The sequence below is a fragment of the Streptococcus mitis genome (assembly GCF_902159415.1).
Taxonomy (GTDB): domain Bacteria; phylum Bacillota; class Bacilli; order Lactobacillales; family Streptococcaceae; genus Streptococcus; species Streptococcus mitis_BG.
On record NZ_CABGJU010000001.1, the window covers coordinates 567,498 to 583,732 of the forward strand.

A 16,235-nucleotide genomic window follows, 5' to 3' on the forward strand; every position below is an offset into this window, starting at 1 on the left:
TCTTACTCCATTCTTCTTTTTTGGGCAATTAAGCGTTCAAGCTCTTCTAAAGCAGTATCTGTATCTCCTACATGACTAGCTTCCTGAACTTTCTTTTTGATTTGCAAATTTTGTTGATTTATTAGCGCACGTTTTCTAGATTCTTCAACCTCCACCAACTCTTGTGGCGACATTTCTGCTGGCAAATCTAGAGATAAGACTTGGTACCATGCACTCTCAACCTCTTTTGTCTGACGTGACAAATCTTCTGAGGAAATAGACCCATTATCAATTAAAAGTCCATACAAGGTTTGAAACTCAGGTGTCTCAAAAACAAAATCATCTCTTAGTCGATAATCATTGAGAACTAATGGGTGCTCCATCATCCGATAGAGGATATGAGCCTCAGCTCGCATCACAGCAGTTAACTGTTTTGTCACTAACATTGTGATAGGCGTAGGATTTGTTACCTGCTTAACCCTTTCCTGTCTTTGTCTTACACGATTCTCATTAATAATGTGTTCAACTTGCTGATAATCGAAAGAAGGTAAATGATCCGTCAGTAAATGAATATAAGTATTTTGAGCTGTAATGGATGGTTCTTTGACGATAAGAGGAGCAATTTTCTCAATAAACTCGATTTGTGCTTGTAGATTTTCATTATTACTAGGTTTATAATGATGAATATAAAACTCAATCGGACTTATTCTAGTATTAGCTAAGAGATATGCCAGATCCTCTGGAGAATTCTTTTGCAAATATTCATCAGGGTCCATAGCATCAGGAATCTGAACGATCTGAACAGGTAAATCACCAAGTTCTTCGAGAGCTTTTGCTATCGCAGCTTGACCTGCCCTATCTCCATCATAAGTAATGATAACCTTTTTGGTAAATCGTTTTAGATGATTGACATGCTCACTTGTTAGAGCAGTTCCCATGGAAGCTACTGCATTTTCAATACCAGCACGGTATGCAGCAATAACGTCCATAAATCCTTCCATCAGGTAGATTTCAGGAGCTTTTCCAGAACCTTTTTTTACCCTATCCAGATGATATAATTCGTAACTCTTATTAAAAATTGCCGTTGCACGACTATTTTTATACTTTCCTGTTTGAGAATCTGCTTCTTGCCAAACACGACCAGAAAAAGCAATAACCTTACCTTGGTCATTTGACAGTGGAAACATAATACGATTATGGAAAGTATCAAAGAATTGATTAGTCTCAGACAGGTAAAATAGACCTGAATCCAATAAGTCTTTTTCACTGTAGTCATCTGACAAACGCTGATAAAGATAAGAACGTTCAGCAGGAGCCAAACCAATCATAAAATGCTTTAGAACCTCATCAGTTAATCCGCGTTTATAAAGATAGTTTCTTGCCTCTTCACCCATCTTTGTCGTCATAAGGATAGCATGATAAAAGCGTGCAGCCTTGTCATGCATCTCATAGAGATTTTGATGAGGTGAAGTTTGCTGTACTTGATTATCGATAGGTCTAACAATCTCTATCCCAAGACGTTCACCTAGAATTCTTACTGCATCAGAAAAATTGACTTGTTGGTATTCCTCGATGAACTTGAAAACATCACCAGATCGACCACATCCAAAACAATGGTAGAATTGCTTATCTTCAACTACGTTAAAAGAAGGGGTCTTTTCACCATGAAAAGGACAGAGCCCCAAAAAGTTCCGTCCAGATTTTTGTAAAGAAATCACTTCTCCTATGATTTCGACAATATTGGTATTGTTTTTGATCTCTTCGATGACTCTCTTGTCAACCATAGACAATACCTCCATTTTATCACAGTTTACTTTATATAGTATAGCTTATTTCAGAAAAAAAGTAAACCATTTCATACCACTTACATGCTTCTATTTCATTGATAAAAGGTATTTTCTTAAGTAAGTATTCATGAAAATACTAAAATCTCTAGAATTTATCAAAAATAGCAGATTCTTTAACACTTTCAACTATTAAAAAACTTAGAAGCAGACAACCTACTTCTAAGTTTTTAGCAATCAATCCTTTACTCAAATAACTGATAGTAATCAGAAATTTTCATCTTAGCTTTTTCATCCTTGTTTAAATCTTGGATGATACGTCCATCTTTCATAACAATGAGACGATTTCCATACTTGAGAGCGTCTTCCATATGGTGGGTAATCATCAATGCTGTCAGATGGTCCTTGTTGACAAAGTCATCTGTCAATTCCATCAAGGCCACACTTGTTTTAGGATCAAGGGCGGCCGTATGTTCATCCAACAAAAGGAGTTCTGGACGCTTCAAGGTCGCCATTAAGAGACTCAAGGCTTGTCTTTGTCCACCTGACAAGAATTCAATCGGTGTATCCAAGTGTTTTTCTAGACCATTTCCGACTTTCTCAATGGTTGCTTGAAATTCTTCCTTGTAAGCTGAGAGTCTTCTTGGAAATAGACTACGTTTTTCTCCACGAAACTTAGCAATCAAAAGGTTTTCTGCAACAGTCATACGTGGTGCAGTTCCCATCTTGGGATCCTGGAAGACACGAGAAAGGTACTTGGCACGTTTTTCAGGACTAAAGTTCGTTACATCCTCTCCCATGATGCGAATACTACCACTGGTTAAAGGTAAAGTTCCCGCAATGCTATTAAAGAGAGTTGATTTCCCTGCTCCATTTCCACCTAAGATTGTGATGAAGTCATGTTCATAAATATCCAGCGAGACATCGTTGAGGATAATCTTCTCCTCGTCAAAGCCGTTTTTCACAATTTTTGTGGCATTTTTTAATTCTACAATCGCTGTCATTTGCTTAACTTGACTCCTTTCAAGTATTTATCCTTAAGTGTTGGAATGACTAGACAAGTTGCTAGGATAAGAGCACTGTATAGACGGAGGTAGCTAGTATTAAAGCCAAGAGCAATGACTCCCCATACCAAGAATTGGTAACTAATAGAACCAACGACAATAGTAACCAAGCGTTCTGCTAATGTAAGACTCTTAAAGAGTACTTCACCGATAATTAAGCTTGCAAGACCAACTACGATAACCCCGATACCACGAGAAACATCCGCATAACCTTCTTGTTGGGCAATTAAGGCACCAGCAAGGGCAATAACACCATTTGACAAGACCAAGCCCATAAGTTCCATACGTCCCGTATTGATACCAAAACTACGAGCCATATCCGGATTATCTCCTGTTGCGATATAAGCTTGTCCCAATTTAGTATCTAGGAAGAAAAGCATAAGAAGGATAACCAAAGTCACAAAAATCAAACCTGTAAATAATTGATTAACCTCAGATGAGAAAGGAAGAACATCCTGGATTTGTTTAGTTCCTAGGAGCCCAAGGTTTGCCCGTCCCATAATCATGAGCATGATAGAATGGCAAGAAGTCATCACCAAAATACCAGACAAGAGTGTTGGAATCTTTCCTTTCGTGTAAAGAAGACCAGTCGCTAAACCTGCAAGACAGCCTGCTCCAACAGCTACTAAGGTAGCAAGAAAAGGATTGACACCTTGTGTAATTAGAGTTACTGCTACCGCTCCTCCTAGTGGGAAGGAACCCTCGGTTGTCATATCTGGAAAGTTGAGGATTCGAAAGGTCATAAAGATTCCCAAACCTAGAATAGCCCAGACGAATCCTTGAGAGATAATCGATACTATCATGTTACATTCATTTCCTTCTTTTAAAAATTGGAGGAGATGTCTCCAACTCCTCCTTTATTATTATTCAATCACTTGACCAGCTTCTTTAAGAACTGATTCAGGTATAGCGATTCCAAGTTCTTGAGCCACTTTTTTATTGATAACTGATTTACCAGTTGAGAAGACATTAACTGGTGTATCTGCAGGTTTTTCACCCTTCAAGACTTTGGCAATCATCTTACCGGTAGCAACACCAAGATCGTGTTGGTCTACAACGACTGATGCCAAACCACCTGCTTCTACCATGGCAGTAGCACTTGGGTAGATTGGTTTTTTAGCTGTTTGATTACTTGATACTACAGTTGAGAACGCAGATGCGATTGTGTTGTCAATTGGAACCCAGATTGCATCCACTTTACCAGTCATGACATTTACTGTAGAAGCAATTTCGTTAGTAGACGGAACTGCAAAAGTTTCTACCTTCAAACCAGCTTTTTCAGCGTAAGCCTTGAACTCTTCAACTTGTGATTTAGAGTTATCTTCGCTACTTGAGTAAAGGGCTCCGATTGTTTTAACATCAGGAGTCAATGTTTTAATCAATTCAACCTGTTGTTCAGCAGGGTTATGGTCTGATACCCCTGTGATGTTTCCACCTGGTTTTTCCAAGTTTTGTACAAGGTTAGCTCCAACTGGGTCTGTAATAGCTGCCATGATAACAGGAAGGTCTTTTGTTGCACTCGCAAGCCCTTGTGCTGCTGGAGTTGCAATACCGACAACAACATCGTTTCCGTTTGCTACCAATTGTTTACTCATTGTCGCAACCTTACTTTGGTCACCTTCTGAGTTCATAAAGTCGATTTTAACTTGATCACCTTTATAGCCTTCTTCAGCAAGTCCATCTTGAATCCCTTGGTAAATCAAGTCAAGCGATGGGTGACTGACGAACTGTAGAACACCAACCTTAGCTGTCTTGTTAACTGTCTCAGTTTTAGTTTCTTGTTTTGTTAAGTTAGAGTAGACCAAGCTTCCTCCAACTACAAGTGCTAGTGCTGCGATAATACCAATTAAACGTTTATTCATATTTATTTCTCCTTATTTCACTTAAACTTCGTAATGTTCATTTCACTTTCAATATAACTTTACCAAGCGTCGCCATCGTTTGAATTCCATCATATACCTCCTAAACAAAAGAAAAAGTCCTCACACAAAAACCTTGTGTGAGGACGTCGATGCGCGGTGCCACCTCAATTATAGGGAATCCTCCCTATCTCTCAATCTCGCTTCACGAGTTGCACTGTAAGGTGTGCGCACCGAATTCTTATGATTTCAAATTCTTTATAACATTCAGCCCAATTTTCATCATCTCCATCTATCTGTTTCCACCAACCACAGACTCTCTAAAAAATTTTAATGATTACTTTCTGAATGATTCGATTATATCATTTTAAAAATGCTTGTCAAGTGATTTTATGAATTATTTTTTTTAATATGTAAAATTCTTACGGATTTTATAAAAAAATATCTTAAAATTAACCTGAATTTCGTAGTCCTGTAGCGATTCCGTTAATAGTCGTATGGATTAATTTTTCTTCATTTGAAGATAGTTGTCCATGACGTTGACGTTTGATTAGCTCTAGCTGAATATAGTTTAAAATATTGAAGTAAGGCATACGATAGTTTAGACTGGCCTTCAAATATGGGTTTTCTGCTAAGAGCTCATCATGTCCTTCGATTGCTAAAATCACATTCTTAGTTAATTGCCATTCGTCCAAAATTGTATAATAGATCGCTTGTACTTCTTCGCTTTCACATAGTTTAGCATACTCAAATGCAATATTCATATTTGATTTTGATAAGACCATGTCTACGTTAGAAAGTAGTGACTGGAAGAATGGCCAGTTTTGATACATATCTCGAAGGTATTCAATATTTTTTGGATCTTGGTCAATAAATTCCTTAAAACTAGAACCTACGCCATACCAACCTGGAAACATAACACGACTTTGTGACCAAGAAAATACCCATGGAATAGCACGCAATCCACCAATTTCAGTAATGGTTTTACGAGCAGCTGGACGAGAGCCAATATTAAAGCTTGAAATATTCTTGATTGGACTTGACTCAAAGAAGTAGTCATAGAAATGTTCGTTTCCAAATACCAAATCACGGTAAATATCATAAGAACGGTTAACTACCTGGTCCATAATGGCCTCATAACGATTTGAAGTATTGGTGTCACTCTTCTTCTGTGTAATCATCCGATTGATGGCTGCTGATACTAACATTTCTAAGTTATAGTAGGCTGCGTCTTTATTACCGTATTTATTGCCAATGACTTCACCTTGCTCAGTAAGGCGGATACGGTCTTTAATTGACTTGAGCGGTTGAGAAGCAATGGCATCGTATGTTGGTCCACCACCACGGCCAACAGTCCCACCACGTCCATGGAAGAAGGTTACTTTAACACCAAATTCATCACCGATAGCTGTTAGTTGTTGTTGAGCCTTATAAAGGGTCCAACATGAAGATAGGTAACCACCATCTTTGTTACTGTCAGAGTAGCCAAGCATGATTTCCTGATAATTATTTTTTGAAGCAATCCATTTTTTAGCTAATGGGAGTGAGAAGTATTTTCTCATGGTTTCTTCAGAATGGTCCAAGTCTTCAATAGTCTCAAATAGAGGAACAATTTGAACACGCGCTTTTTCTGCATCCACAAGGCCAACTTCTTTGAGCATAATAGCAAGTTCTAACATATCAGACACACTAGTTGCGTGAGAGATAATGGTTTGACGAATGACATCTTCCCCTAAGCGGTCTTTTAATTCACGAGCAGTTTGGAAGATAGCCAATTCTTTTTCAAGCAGTTCTGATTTTTGCGCATGAGTTGCAGACAAAATGCGAGGATCCTCTAGCAGCTCATGTAAGAGCAAGTCACATTTCTCATCTTCAGATAAGTCGCTATAGTGGTCATTGATACCAGCGGATGCAAGCAATTCAGCTACACAGGCTTCATGAACACTAGAATCTTGACGCATATCGATAGAAGCCAAGTAGAAACCAAAGACTTCTACTGCTTCTAAAAGCTCTGCAAATTCACCCGTAATTAAGGCTTCTGCCTTATTCTCAATCAAGGAATCATGAATGATATATAGATCATTTTTAAATTCTTCAACCGTATTGTAATAAGGAGGTCGATCTTCAGCCAATTCCTGAATAGCTCCAGTAATTCGATTTCCAATATAATCAGAGATCACACCCTGTTGGTGACTATTCGCTCTAAGAAAAGTCTCAATAGAGTGGCGTTCATCAACTGATGAACCAACAAGTGCCCACTCTTTTAAATTCAATAAAGTTTGAATTAATTTTGATTGAATCAAATGGAAAGCTCTACGATAAGGTTCTTTTTCACGAAAGACTGATGTATCACCTGATTGTTCCGCCATCTCTTCAACAGCTTTACTCGTTTTAGATAAATTAGTTGATAGCGAGAAATTTAAATAGAGAGTAGAAATTTTACTGATATAGTAGTTTAGGATTACTTCACTTTGAATTGTAGCTGATCGCTTGAGAGTCTCAGCTGTTACAAATGGATTCCCATCTCGGTCTCCACCAATCCACATACCCATAGTAATGGGCTTGGCCTGTTTCAAATCAATTCCTTGCTCTTTTGCAAGACGTTTATACTCTAGCATTAGATTAGGAACAGCTTGTAAGAAAGAGCTATTGTAGTACTCCATGACATTGGTAATCTCATTAGTTACCTTTAGTTTCTTCTCACGAATCATGTCAGTTTGCATGATGATTTCAATGTAACGACGAAGATCGTTATGCCATTTGTCCTTGTTGATTAAGCCCATTCTTACATCACGGTATTTACGTAATAGTGTATGGATATGATTTGTTAAGTCCAACATACTCTTACGTTGTACCTGAGTTGGATGAGCAGTTAGAACTGGCACAACATTTAATTGCTCAAGAATCTCTGTAGCATTTTCTTTTTCAGCGACCATTTTAATGGTTGTAGAAAGTTTACCTAGATAATCTTGATCAACATTATTTAAATGGTTAATTTCGTAAGCCAAGTCAACATCTTCTGAGATATTAATCAGTAGAGGTAAAATTGAAAAATAACGAGAAATATAGACCATCTCCTCATTTGAAAGAGTGGTTACAATCTTGTTGAGACCTTGATAATCTTCAGACGTTGATAATTCTTTCAACTGCATAATTTTATCAAAAGTCTCAGGTGCAAGCATATTTTTTGTGATTTCTTCAAGTAAATCCGTTAAAATTTGCACTTCTTCTTGAACAACAGTTTTATTACTAAAATTTTCTAATTTTTGAAGAGACATTTATTTTCTCCTTCTTACCTATGTTATCTTAGAATTGTGTTTCTATTTCGTTATAAAGCCCCGCACGTTTCTCACTGGCATCAATATTCAGTACAAAAGCAATTGCTACAGAAAGAACCAAGAGACTATTTCCCCCTTGGGATAGGAAGGGGAAGGTAACGCCAGTAGATGGAATCAAACCTGAGATCCCACCAATATTAACAAATACCTGGACTAAAATCATTCCACCAATACCAATTGCCATCATTGAATTAAAAGGATCCTTAGCTCTAATACCAACCAAAATAATACGCAAAATCAAGAAGAAAACAAGGGCTAAAATAAGACTAGCTCCAACAAATCCAAATTCTTCGATAACAATCGAAAATACAAAATCCGTATGAGCTTCTGGTAGATAACCTCGTTTTTCAATGGAATTTCCTAAACCTAAACCAAACCATCCACCATTAACCATGGCATAATAGGAATTGGCCAATTGGTGCCCAGCTCCAGCTACATCATCAAAGGGATTGAAAAAGGCGCTAAAGCGTTTTGCTACATAACCAAACACAGGTATTTTAGAAAATTTCTCAACACCAATAATCTTAATAGCCGTCAATGATAGGGTAGACGCTCCTATTAGCAAACCTATGATAGTTCCAAACCAGCGATGGGCAATACCACTAATTGTATACATTAGTATAGATACCAATAGTAAAATGGTTGCATTTCCCAGGTCTGGAAAAATAGCCAAACTACCAATCATTACCAAAAGAACAAAACGCCAATCGTTAAAAGCTCTCGGAAACCACTGATTTTGTGTCAAAACTTGGAAATCATATACGCCAATTTCTTCTTGTTGTTTAGAAAAACGTTGAGCAAGATACCAAATAATAATAATCTTTAGGTACTCAGCAGGCTGAATCGTAACCGGTCCAACCTTAATCCAACCATAAGCTCCATTGATGGGAATCCCAACTAAACGAGCTAAGGCCAATAAGACTAGCTCAACAAACATAACAATGAAGAGCAAGCGTTCATTCTTTAAGAATCCTAATTTTAATTTATAAATTAAAGCAATCAAGAATAAACTAACAATCCAGAACAAACCTTGATTTCGAACTAATTGAAAGGCACTCTTACCTTCTTGGATTAAAGATGCACTGGTTGTTGAATAGACTACTATCAATCCCAATACAGATAAAAGTATATAAGGGACTAAAATGGAATAATTCAACAGGTGCCGTTTACTAATTTTCATACTTCACCATCTATCATAAAATTCAATTTTTTATTATTTTTAGTTTTACTAGTTATTATACCATTTTTTAGGCTAGAAAAAAACTCTTACCCATTAAAGCACCTATTTAACCAAATAAAATCAATCAGATATTCTAGTTCTGTTTGTAGTCAACAATATCGTCAGCAAAAAACTACCTTTCGAAAACGAAAGGTAGTTTTATTAAAAATTAGTTAGATGTTGTAGTTGTGTTATTTTCGCCTGAAGATTCACCTTGAATATATTGTGTAAAGATAGTCTGGAAGGCTGGGTCTTTGACCTTGATATTTGCTGCCTGCAACTCTTTACTAATGACACCTTGGACAAAAGTAGCATCATTTTGTTTTTGAGTCAGGATAACTGTCTTCAATTTTTCTTTATAATCTTCCCAGTTAGAAGATTTTTCTGTCTTCTTAATTAATTTTACAATATAGAAGCTGTTTGAATAAGCTTGTGTACCTGGAGCTGTAATCACATCTGAGATTCCATCAACATCTAGTGCAAAAGCTGCTTTCTTAACAGCCGCAGGCAATTCTGTAGATGCAGAGTCAAATGTGATTTCGCCCCCGTTTTCTTTTGCCTTCTCGTCTGTTGTATTGTCTTTTACAAGTTGAGTAAAGTCAGCTCCTGATTCTTTTGCTTTTGCAAGTACTTCCTTAGCCTTTTCTTCACTATCAAGACGGATGATTTGAGCAGTTACTTCTGGAGTATACTCTTCATAAGCTTTTTTGTAGTTTTCATCAGTTAATTCTGCTTCAGCAGCCTTTTTCACAGCATATTCTACCAACTTACTTGTACGAATTTGTTGTTTACGGCTTTCAGCAGTCATACCTGCACGAGCAAGAACAGTTTGATAACTGTCTCCATATTTTTTTTGTTCTTCAGCTACTGCATCATCAACGTCTTTATCACTAACTTCTGAACCATATTGTTTTTCAAAAACCTTTTGAATCGTCATGTTAAGCAAGACTTGTTGAGCAGTTGGATTATTCTTAACTTCTTCAAAGAATTGATGTTCAGTGATTACATCACCCTTCATACTGATTAAGTCAGCTCCTTGAGAACTAGTTGAACATGCAGCTAAAGTAGCTACTGACAATAATGTAATGGCACCAGCCAAAAATTTTTTCTTCATGTTTACTCCTTTATGTTAGAAAAACGATTACCCTAACTATTTTACTAAATTGTCTTAAAAATATCTAAAAATTACTCAAAATCTGGTAATTTAACATCAGCTTTATTTTTTCTCAGCATAAGTATACCATCACCAAGAGGAACTAAGCTAGCTGTCAAACCCGGATTGTCCAAAGTCGCTTCAAAAAGCCGTTGTAAGCCACGATAAATGGTTCGTTGACCACGTCGAACCTCCATAATATCCTTTGCCACATCTCCACCTTGAAAAATATCATCTAAGACTACTACTCCACCAACTTCTAAATGCTTTAGAATTTCAGGAAGAAAGATGATGTATTTAGACTTAGCAGAATCCATAAATACAAAATCATAAGATTCTGTGAGAGTGGATAAAACATCTACTGCGTCACCTTCAAGCAATGTGATTTGCTGGCGACTATCAAACTTTGCGAAATTTTCCTTGGCAAAACCAATCATTTCAGGATTACGATCAATCGTGGTAATCTTAGATTCTGGTGAATGTTGAGCCATCAAGAGAGCAGAAAAACCGATAGCAGTCCCAATTTCCAAGATATTCTTAGGTTGCATAGTCTCCATCAAAAAACGAAAATAAGCAACTGTTTCATGAGGAATAATTGGAATATTTTCTTTGCGAGCAAAATCCTCAAGTTCTTTCAGTGGCCCCGTCACCTGCATTTGACGATTTCTCATAAAATCAACGATTTCTTGTTTGACAACAGGTCTACGCATGTTGTGATTGGCATTTTTACTATAAGATTCTACCATGGATCTTATGCCAATTCTAATTTTTCTATAAGTGCTTCAAACTCATTTAAGCGACGTTCAAAGACTGCAAAAGCATCGTTGAGGTAGTCTTCTTTTTCCATATCAACGCCAGCTTTTCTCATAACATTGAGTGGATAATCAGACTTACCAGCCTTGAGGTAATCAATATAGCGGTCACGATCTTCTTGACTACCGTGAACAATCTTTTCAGCTAGGGCTGAAGCAGCAGCAAAACCTGTTGAATATTGATAAACATAATAGTTATAGTAGAAATGAGGAATACGAGCCCATTCATATTGAATTTCAGGGTTGTCTTCTTTTTTCAAACCATAATATGTTTCATTCAAGTCAGCATAAAGTTCATTTAAGAACTCACTAGTCAAGACTTCTCCATTTTGATCGGCTTGGTGAATAGCATGTTCAAATTCAGCAAATTGAGTTTGGCGGAACACTGTTCCACGGAAACCATCCAAGAAGTTGTTTAGAATAGCGAAGCGTGTTGCGTCATCTTGAACTTCTTGCAATAATTTTTCAGTTAAGATATTTTCATTGGTTGTTGAAGCAATTTCTGCCAAGAAGATTGAGTAATCTCCGTATACATAAGGTTGTGTTTCACGCGTGTAGCTAGAATGCATACTGTGACCTGTCTCATGTACAAGAGTAAAGAGATTGTCTAGGTTATCCTGCCAGTTAAGAAGCATGAAGGCATTAGTATCGTAGGAACCACCTGAATATGCACCTGAACGTTTGCCTTGATTTTCATACACATCAATCCAACGTTCGCTAAAGGCGCGTTTAACACGACTCAAGTAATCCTCACCAAGAACAGCTAAAGCTTCCTCTGCCTTCTTCAAGGCCTCCTCATACGTAAAGCTGTATTTAACTGATGAAAGTGGTGTGTAAACATCGTACATTTTGAGATCTGGTATACCCAAAATTTTTGAACGAAGGTCAAGATATCGTTGCAAAAGTGGCAAATGCTTACGAACAGCTGACACCAGATTATCATATACACTTTCAGGTACAAAGTTAGCTGCAAGAGCTGCCTGACGTGCACTTTGGTAATTGCGCACTTTAGCACGATAGTTTTGTACTTTTACGTTTGTTTGAAGTGTTTTAGCATATGTATGTTGGAACTGCTTATAAGTTGAATAGAGAGCTTCATAAGCGCCACGACGTACCTCACGATTTTTTGATTCCATTAAGCGTGAGTAGGTCCCGTGTGATAGTTGCACTTCATTTCCTTCATCATCTAGTACATAAGGAAAGGTAATATCAGCATTGTCCAAGATTGCAAAAGTCTCACTAGCCGAACCAAAAATTTCTCCGGCTCCAGCAAGTAGTTCTTCTTCACGTTGAGAAAGAACATGATCCTTATTTTGCAATAATGTATCAAAAAAATGTTTATATATCTGAAGCTTTGGCTCTGCCTCTAAGAAAGCATGATACTGTTCTTCAGTAATCTTCATAAACTCAGGCTCATAGAAAGAAAAGACTTGATCTAATTGACTATATAGTGTCATAGCCTTTGCGTAGTATTCTTGGTACTTGGCTTCACGCGTATCTTGGTCATTTTTCATATGAGCATAGACATATAGTTTTTCAAGACGACGATTTAAATCCAAATAAAGTTCTGTAATCTCTAATAAGCTAGCAGCACTTTCCAAAAGTCTTCCCTCAAATTTAGAAGCTTCTTTCGTGTCTTTGCTTAGAAGTGCTAACTCTTCTTCCCAAGCTTGGTCAGTTGCGAAGATAGTAGATAGATCCCAAGTATATTTTTCATTGATTTCATTTCTTTGTAATACCATAAATTTCCTCCATCCTTTCTATTTTACCACATTTTTCAGAAAATACTGTTGATAAAAGGCTGGCGGATAAAGCTTTTGATGTTTCAATTGAGGATTTTTTTCATAGTAAGATTTAAAATGTAGATAATAATCACTGATGTCTTTGTCAATTTGATAAAAATTCCCATTTTCAATAGGACTTACTTGAGGGTACCAATCTTGAAAGTTTAGATTAAGTAAATTCTTCCCCACTAGATATGCTTGTGATTGCTTTTTCATCCAGTAAGAATTTTGATAGTAGAGTTGCTGTCGAATGTAAGAACAGATATATCTATCCTGCTCCACAGTAAAGCACTGTAGTCTTTGTTTCTGATAAGGGATACGCAATATTTCTAAAAGATTACCTTTCCCATAGGGGAACTCTTTGGTCTGATAATGTAATTTCCCACGTAAGTCTTGATGAAGCAAGTATTTAAGTCGCAGCAATTCCTTCTTCAAATCCAATTCCCATACATAGAACCCCATATTATTACTAAAGTAAAGGAATCCTCTTTGTAGTTGCGTCAAACGTTCTTTTAACCACAGTTTTTCTCCTAATAGCCAAAGAACTTGAAAACCATGACTACGGTAGCCCCTACTTCTTTCAGCCAAAATACTTTGCCTTATGGGACTGCATTGAATTTCAAGAGCCAAGTTTCCTCTTACTAAAATGTCTGCGATTTGTTGACATTGAGATATAAGAAATTCCAAAGACACCTCATCATCCTTTTTTACCCAATAAAAAAGAGCCTGCTTGTTTCCTAAATGTTCAGGACTTTCGTTTTCATGGAAAAACTGACAGTTCTTAAGAGATTGATGGGCAAAATGTGCTCTCTTATTCTGTCCTCTTCTTAGTTGTACTATGGATCCACATGCTGGACAAGTGTAATCTTGTTTAACTAAATCATCTTCCAAAGAATTCACTAAATTCCCTTTTTCATCTCTTGCTAAAAACATTTAGTCCTCCTATATTTTTCTATTCGAAAAAAATAAAAAAAAGACTGGAAAGACCAGTCTTTACGCAACTATAAAACAGTTTTAGGTTTACTTCCTCTTATCTTCATTTTCTTTTTAATCTCTTTTCTAACATTGGAATGAGATTTGAAATCTGGTTATTCTTTATAACTAAGACGCCATACTCATGACAACGATTCGCATAGACAGGATTGATTTTTCCCGAACACACGATTAATTTCAGACAAGATTCTCCTGCAAAATGGTTGGCATAAACTTCCAGTTCATTGATGGCTTCAACTGATAAGTCTGTCATTTTACAAGATATAAAAATAATGGATCTTCCTTTACGAAGTACGACATCAATCTCATTTTGTACGTTATCTATCTCAGGAAAAATACCATTCCAGTCTATTTCAGCACCTATCATACATTCATCAAAAAAATTTGATTCTTTTGCTAAAAGGTAAAGATATAATTCTAAAATATGCCCCTTTGTTCGGCAAGTTAATTGAGCTTCTGAACTTGGAAAAGTATAAATGACTTTATCCGTCTTGTCCTCATCAATGTGTAGCATTCCCGCTTCGGTCAATAGGGAAATCAATGCCGCTGGATAGGGATATCGTTTCCCGTTATTCATTAAAATTTTACCTGTTTCAGCGTGAAAATCTCCAGTTTTTGCTAAAGCGAAGAATTGAGTAACGTGAAACCATTGTTCTGGGTTTGAAATCGCATAGTTTGCTAGTTTTTTGATGGCAGCAATTTGTTTCTGACTATACCTATGTTGTTTCGATTTGATGAGTTTACCACCACGCAATTCTATCAATTGCTGGATAGATAAAGAAGGAATGTTTAAATTACTTTCGACTAATCTCCCACTATCCCAGGCATATTGTTTCTCTCCCTCGACATCTATGGCATGAATAGAAAGTTTTCTTTCCATTCCGTACTCATATAGCTTGATAGCAAGTAAAGAATCGTTACCGAAAACATCTAAGACAACCCTTTTATAATTTGTTAAGACAGGATCCAATTCTTCGGAAAATTTTTCAAGGCTTATTTGACGAAAAGTCACTTGTTTAATGTGAGGTACCTGCTCCATCAAAAAATGTTTTAAGGATATTTTCTCTTCATCCTTGATTTTACTTAAGGATAAAAAAAGAATCGCATCACTTTCAGTTAGGAAGGCTGGATAGACATTTTTCTCAATGGTGTGATGGTTAAAAATTTTAACTAAGAGACGGAACATTTTTTCCTCCTGAACAAGAACATACTACTAATTGTAGGAACTTTTAAAATGAAATTACTGAAACTTAATGAGATATTTATGCCTTATCTAATTGAAAGCGCTATCTATATATCTAGTATAACATAAATAGGATTATAAGACCTCAAACTTTACATTAAGAAAAATGAGTAGATAATATCTATTATCTACTCGCTTAATATTTATTTTACTTTTTTAGCCAACATGGTCGCAAAGCGTAGTTGGATACGATTGCCATTCTCATCGCGACGGTGCAGATGTCCAGGATTTTCGTTGTACTTGATTAATTCCCAATCCTGGTAGTAATTTGCCAATTCTCCTTCTTTAAAAGTAAATGGGAAATTAACTGAACAAGGATAATCATCTGTATCCATAGTACAAACAATCAAATTGTAGCCACCGATAGAGGTTTGTTCCTGCATGTTTTGAATAATAGCTGGAATGCGATCTGCTTGTAAAAACATTAGAACAACCGTTGATACGATAAAATCATAAGTTTGTCCAATGCTAGCTGAATTGATATCGTAGATACCGACAGGCATTTCTAAATCTTCTTGCTCTACAATGCTTTGTAAGATCTCAAGAGAAAGCTCATTTTGGTCTACTGCTGTGACATCAAAGCCATGTTGCGCGAGAAAGAGTGCATTTCTTCCTTGGCCACATCCTAGGTCTAGTGCTTTACATGGTTTAACCGTCTGCATAGCTTCTAAAACTTCCGAATGAACTGGATTAGTATTGTATTTCTTAGGGAAGTAATCCTCCAGTTTACAGTAGAATTCCAAGTACCATTCCACATCATCTGTAGCAGCTTCTACTCTATGCCATGCTTGAGGTTGCGCCATAGGATTATCAGCACCTGCTTCAAAAAAGTGCTCGGCTATAACTTCCCCGTCTTCAGTCAACTCAATAAACTTAAGAGTCCCTTTTAATACGGTAATCTTGCCCCAGGTTCCGACCTTAGTATTGTGTTTTCTTTGAACAGCCTCTGGCATGGTGTCTTTATTCCAGACAGGCATACGTTTGTAGGCAACTAGTTTTTCCATATT

General features: G+C 36.8%; 12 protein-coding genes and 1 other annotated feature. All 12 genes read right to left on the bottom strand.

What is annotated here, in order from left to right:
• Positions 1 to 2 precede the first annotated feature (2 nt).
• The gene (gene dnaG, locus FN031_RS02910) at positions 3 to 1,763 is read right to left on the bottom strand and encodes a DNA primase (RefSeq protein WP_142557442.1); all 1,761 of its coding nucleotides are present in this window, start codon (positions 1,761 to 1,763) and stop codon (positions 3 to 5) included.
• A 245-nt stretch (positions 1,764 to 2,008) separates the two neighbouring features.
• A complete protein-coding gene (locus FN031_RS02915; RefSeq protein WP_142557444.1) occupies positions 2,009 to 2,767 on the bottom strand; it encodes an ABC transporter ATP-binding protein in 759 nt (252 codons plus the stop codon).
• On the bottom strand, positions 2,764 to 3,630 hold the full coding sequence (locus tag FN031_RS02920; protein ID WP_036752806.1) for an ABC transporter permease: 867 nt from the start codon (positions 3,628 to 3,630) through the stop codon (positions 2,764 to 2,766). The genes FN031_RS02915 and FN031_RS02920 overlap by 4 nt, the downstream gene beginning before the upstream one ends.
• Before the next feature lie 60 nt (positions 3,631 to 3,690).
• Positions 3,691 to 4,689: a tryptophan ABC transporter substrate-binding protein gene (gene trpX / locus FN031_RS02925; RefSeq protein ID WP_142557446.1), complete on the bottom strand. Its 999-nt coding sequence runs from the start codon at positions 4,687 to 4,689 to the stop codon at positions 3,691 to 3,693.
• A gap of 136 nt (positions 4,690 to 4,825) precedes the next feature.
• Positions 4,826 to 5,047: a binding site (T-box leader), on the bottom strand.
• 91 nt (positions 5,048 to 5,138) lie between these two features.
• Entirely contained in the window at positions 5,139 to 7,964 is a 2,826-nt protein-coding gene (gene ppc / locus FN031_RS02930) for a phosphoenolpyruvate carboxylase (protein ID WP_142557447.1), read from the bottom strand.
• A 28-nt stretch (positions 7,965 to 7,992) separates the two neighbouring features.
• On the bottom strand, positions 7,993 to 9,204 hold the full coding sequence (ftsW, locus tag FN031_RS02935; protein WP_142557449.1) for a cell division peptidoglycan polymerase FtsW: 1,212 nt from the start codon (positions 9,202 to 9,204) through the stop codon (positions 7,993 to 7,995).
• 208 nt (positions 9,205 to 9,412) lie between these two features.
• Positions 9,413 to 10,357 carry a peptidylprolyl isomerase PrsA gene (gene prsA / locus FN031_RS02940; protein ID WP_142557452.1) on the bottom strand — a complete coding sequence of 315 codons (945 nt, stop codon included), beginning with the start codon at positions 10,355 to 10,357 and terminating at the stop codon, positions 9,413 to 9,415.
• 71 nt (positions 10,358 to 10,428) lie between these two features.
• A complete protein-coding gene (locus tag FN031_RS02945; RefSeq protein ID WP_142557454.1) occupies positions 10,429 to 11,142 on the bottom strand; it encodes an O-methyltransferase in 714 nt (237 codons plus the stop codon).
• Positions 11,143 to 11,147: 5 nt separating this feature from the next.
• Entirely contained in the window at positions 11,148 to 12,950 is a 1,803-nt protein-coding gene (gene pepF / locus FN031_RS02950) for an oligoendopeptidase F (RefSeq protein WP_142557456.1), read from the bottom strand.
• An 18-nt stretch (positions 12,951 to 12,968) separates the two neighbouring features.
• Positions 12,969 to 13,925 (bottom strand): competence protein CoiA, encoded by a 957-nt coding sequence (locus tag FN031_RS02955; RefSeq protein ID WP_142557458.1) that lies wholly within the window; start codon positions 13,923 to 13,925, stop codon positions 12,969 to 12,971.
• 103 nt (positions 13,926 to 14,028) lie between these two features.
• Positions 14,029 to 15,171 (bottom strand): PDDEXK family nuclease, encoded by a 1,143-nt coding sequence (locus tag FN031_RS02960; RefSeq protein ID WP_142557460.1) that lies wholly within the window; start codon positions 15,169 to 15,171, stop codon positions 14,029 to 14,031.
• Between the two features lie 200 nt (positions 15,172 to 15,371).
• Positions 15,372 to 16,232 (bottom strand): SAM-dependent methyltransferase TehB, encoded by an 861-nt coding sequence (tehB, locus tag FN031_RS02965; protein ID WP_142557462.1) that lies wholly within the window; start codon positions 16,230 to 16,232, stop codon positions 15,372 to 15,374.
• Positions 16,233 to 16,235: the final 3 nt, after the last annotated feature.

Excerpts from the sequence above, each read along its gene's own strand:
- tehB (WP_142557462.1), bottom strand. The coding sequence starts at position 16,232 with ATGGAAAAACTAGTTGCCTACAAACGTATGCCTGTCTGGAATAAAGAC.
- FN031_RS02955 (WP_142557458.1), bottom strand. The coding sequence starts at position 13,925 with ATGTTTTTAGCAAGAGATGAAAAAGGGAATTTAGTGAATTCTTTGGAA.
- pepF (WP_142557456.1), bottom strand. The coding sequence starts at position 12,950 with ATGGTATTACAAAGAAATGAAATCAATGAAAAATATACTTGGGATCTA.
- dnaG (WP_142557442.1), bottom strand. The coding sequence starts at position 1,763 with ATGGTTGACAAGAGAGTCATCGAAGAGATCAAAAACAATACCAATATT.
- prsA (WP_142557452.1), bottom strand. The coding sequence starts at position 10,357 with ATGAAGAAAAAATTTTTGGCTGGTGCCATTACATTATTGTCAGTAGCT.
- FN031_RS02945 (WP_142557454.1), bottom strand. The coding sequence starts at position 11,142 with ATGGTAGAATCTTATAGTAAAAATGCCAATCACAACATGCGTAGACCT.
- FN031_RS02960 (WP_142557460.1), bottom strand. The coding sequence starts at position 15,171 with ATGTTCCGTCTCTTAGTTAAAATTTTTAACCATCACACCATTGAGAAA.
- FN031_RS02920 (WP_036752806.1), bottom strand. The coding sequence starts at position 3,630 with ATGATAGTATCGATTATCTCTCAAGGATTCGTCTGGGCTATTCTAGGT.
- ppc (WP_142557447.1), bottom strand. The coding sequence starts at position 7,964 with ATGTCTCTTCAAAAATTAGAAAATTTTAGTAATAAAACTGTTGTTCAA.
- ftsW (WP_142557449.1), bottom strand. The coding sequence starts at position 9,204 with ATGAAAATTAGTAAACGGCACCTGTTGAATTATTCCATTTTAGTCCCT.
- trpX (WP_142557446.1), bottom strand. The coding sequence starts at position 4,689 with ATGAATAAACGTTTAATTGGTATTATCGCAGCACTAGCACTTGTAGTT.
- FN031_RS02915 (WP_142557444.1), bottom strand. The coding sequence starts at position 2,767 with ATGACAGCGATTGTAGAATTAAAAAATGCCACAAAAATTGTGAAAAAC.